This window comes from Desulfovibrio sp. 1214_IL3152 (assembly GCF_036763055.1).
Taxonomy (GTDB): domain Bacteria; phylum Desulfobacterota; class Desulfovibrionia; order Desulfovibrionales; family Desulfovibrionaceae; genus Desulfovibrio.
Genome location: NZ_JBAIYW010000423.1, coordinates 1 through 3,330, shown reverse-complemented (window position 1 = coordinate 3,330; position 3,330 = coordinate 1). Strand labels below are relative to the sequence as shown.

Sequence of the window (3,330 nt, the reverse complement as noted above, 5' to 3'; positions counted from 1 at the left end):
CAGAGCCGTTGCCGCCACGGTGGCCGCGCCACGCTCGCCCGGCGGCAATGAAAGCAGGCCGCCGAAAACAGACTTCATTGAAAGGGCCATGAGCACCGGACGTCCCATATCCAACCAGTCTTCGGGGTGCGCCAGCAGTTCCAGATTATGGGCCAGCGTTTTGCCGAAACCGATGCCAGGATCAAGAATGATGCGGTCTTCGGGAACTCCCGCCCGCACCAGCCGAGCGAGGTTGCGCTCAAAAAATTCCCGTACTTCGCGCCGCACGTCCGTGTATTGCGGATTGTGCTGCATGGTCTCCGGCCGCCCCTGACTGTGCATGAGCACATAGCCCGGCCGGTACTGCACAAGCACGTCCAGCAGGGCCGGATCAAACGCGCACGCCGAAATATCGTTAATTATGGCCGCGCCCTGCTCCAGAACGGCGGCGGCAGTGGCAGCATGGTAGGTATCGACGGAAATCACCGCCCAGGGGACCTTGCGGCGCAGTCCCATAAGCACGGGAATAAGGCGGCGGATCTCTTCGTCGGGCGAAAGCTCTGCGGCTCCAGGCCGGGACGACTCGGCCCCCAGGTCAAGGATGTCCGCGCCTTCTTCCAGCAAGGTCAGGGCGTGCCGCAAACCGGCTGGAGCCAGATGGTGCGCGCCGCCATCATAAAAAGAATCTGGAGTCAGATTGACGATGCCCATAACGCCAAAGGGGGAGGGCGTCTTCAACGCCCGCCCCCCCATGACATGCCAGGCTGCGCCCGTAACGGGCGCTACCGGGAACGAATTTTTCATTACTGATTTCGCTTGTTGTCGTCTTCACCGTTTTTAACGGCTGCTTCGTCACTTTCAGCGCTTTTTTCCTCGGCCGGGGCCTGCGCCGCCGGGGTGTCTCCATCGCCGGTATCCGGCTCAAGAGTGAATTCGGCAGGTTCGGCGGCAACGGCCGCCTCGCTTTTGGCACTTCCGCCGCCCTTGCCGGGACGGCTGGGAGCCTCGGAATACTTGATGGGCTTGCCGTTGCTGTCCAGCGGCGGCAGTTCCTTGTCTTCCATCAGCAGCTCAAGCTCTTCACCGGTGATGGTCTCGCGATCCAGCAGGGCGCGGGCAATGCGGTGCAGGGTTTCTTCATTTTCCTTCAGCAAGATGCGGCAGCGCTCGTGGGCTTCGTCCACAATGCGCTTGACTTCCGAGTCCACCAGACGGGCGGTGTCTTCGCTGAAGTTCTTGTTCTGCACCCACTCCCGGCCGATAAAGACTTCTTCGCCGGTTTCGCCGATAGCCAGCGTACCCACGGCTTCGCTCATGCCCCACTCGCACACCATCTTGCGGGCCATGCGGGTGACGCGCTCAATGTCGTTAGAGGCTCCTGTGGTGATGTCGTCAAAAATAATCTCTTCGGCCACACGCCCGCCAAGCAGGACCACCAGAGTATTGCGCAGATAAGAGCGCGAGTAGCCGTGACGGTCTTCTTCAGGCAGTTGCATGGTCACGCCGAGAGCGCGCCCACGCGGAATGATGGTGACCTTGTGTACCGGGTCAGAACCGGGCAAAAGACGCGCCGCCAGGGCATGGCCGCCTTCGTGATAGGCCGTGATGCGCTTTTCCTCATCAGAAAGAATGAGGCTGCGGCGCTCGCGTCCCATAAGAACTTTATCCTTGGCGTATTCAAAGTCGTGCATGTCCAGCCTGTCCTGATTCAGCTTGGCAGCCTGAAGGGCGGCCTCGTTGACCAGGTTTTCCAGATCCGCACCGGAAAAGCCGGGGGTGCCGCGGGCCAGCACATCCAGATCCACATCGCCGGAAAGCGGGGTACGCTTGGTATGCACCTCAAGGATGCGACGGCGGCCACGAAGGTCGGGGGTGGGAACCACCACCTGGCGGTCAAAACGGCCGGGACGCAGCAGGGCCGGGTCCAGCACATCAGGACGGTTGGTGGCGGCAATAAGGATAACCCCCTCATTGCTTTCAAAACCGTCCATCTCCACCAGCATCTGGTTCAGGGTCTGTTCGCGTTCGTCATGCCCGCCGCCGAGTCCGGCGCCGCGCTGACGGCCAACAGCGTCAATTTCGTCAATAAAAATAAGGCAAGGCGCATTTTTTTTGCCCTGCACAAAAAGGTCGCGCACACGCGAGGCGCCCACGCCCACAAACATTTCCACAAAGTCCGAGCCGGAAATGGAAAAGAACGGCACCCCGGCTTCGCCGGCCACGGCGCGCGCCAGAAGCGTCTTGCCTGTGCCGGGAGGCCCGACCAGCAACACACCCTTGGGAATGCGCCCGCCAAGACGGGTAAATTTTTTGGGATTGGACAAAAACTCCACCACTTCGGCGAGTTCGTCCTTGGCTTCGTCCACCCCGGCCACGTCGGCAAAGGTGACGCGGGCGCTGTCCTGATTGAGCATTCGCGCACGCGAACGGCCGAAATTCATGGCCTTTCCGCCGCCACCCTGCATCTGACGCATGAAAAATATCCATACGCCCACAAGCAGAAGCATGGGAAACCACGAAACCAGCAGCGTCATGTACCAGGGCTGCTCTTCCGGCGGTTCCGCTTTTACCTCCACCTTTTTTTCGATAAGGCGGTTGACCAGACCCAGATCCTGCGGAGCATAGGTCTGCACGGTTTTGCCGTCTGATGTTTTACCTGTAAGCGTGTGTCCCTGCATGGTTACAGACAGAATCTGACCGCCGTCCACCTGACTCAGGAAGTCAGAATAGGGCACTCTTTGCATCACGCCCTGTGGCTGCTGGAACATATTAAAAAGCATAACCATCGCCAGGACGATAATGGCCCACAGCATCAGGTTGCGACTCATCTGGTTCAACATTGCCTCCGTTACGTTTTCCGTGCGCTCCGGCACACGGCCAGGACCTGGACATAGGCCCACGCAAGCAGAGAAATACTACCTGTGCATGCTCCATGTCAAATGGCTAAGGCCCGCAGGGGCCTGCCGCTGAAACCGTTTTTCACATATAATGCCTGACGCCGGATTGGCAATGGGCAAAAAAGTATTTTGCCGCTGACAAACCAGACCCTTGCGGCAATCGTTTTTTTCACATAGCATACGAAGGCTTGCGCGGAGACGTTTCGTCACCGGTGTGGCGCCCGGTCTTCAAAACCGGTGGCAGGCTTTACGGTCTGCGGTAGGTTCGACCCCTATACGTCTCCGCCAGTTTACTCCATATAATCGTTATCCAAGACGACTTCATACTGAGATAGGTCGTCAATTTCGTACGCCATATTAAGCGGCAATCGGCAGTTTTGGTTCCATCATCCTGCTTCTGACAAACGCCGCTGGTGAGAGATAGCCAAGTGCTGCCTGGCGTCTTTGTCGATTA

Annotated in this window: 2 protein-coding genes and 1 tRNA gene; 1 reads left to right on the top strand and 2 read right to left on the bottom strand. The window is 58.8% G+C overall.

What is annotated here, in order from left to right:
* Window positions 1-783: dihydropteroate synthase (gene folP, locus V6C07_RS08970; protein WP_333536066.1), on the bottom strand; the 783-nt coding region annotated here is incomplete at its 3' end.
* Entirely contained in the window at window positions 783-2,816 is a 2,034-nt protein-coding gene (gene ftsH, locus V6C07_RS08965; protein ID WP_333536065.1) for an ATP-dependent zinc metalloprotease FtsH, read from the bottom strand. The genes folP and ftsH, both read right to left, overlap by 1 nt.
* Window positions 2,817-3,070: 254 nt before the next feature.
* Between ftsH and V6C07_RS08960 the strand changes: the two genes are divergently transcribed.
* A tRNA-Sec gene (locus tag V6C07_RS08960) sits at window positions 3,071-3,164 on the top strand.
* Window positions 3,165-3,330: the final 166 nt, after the last annotated feature.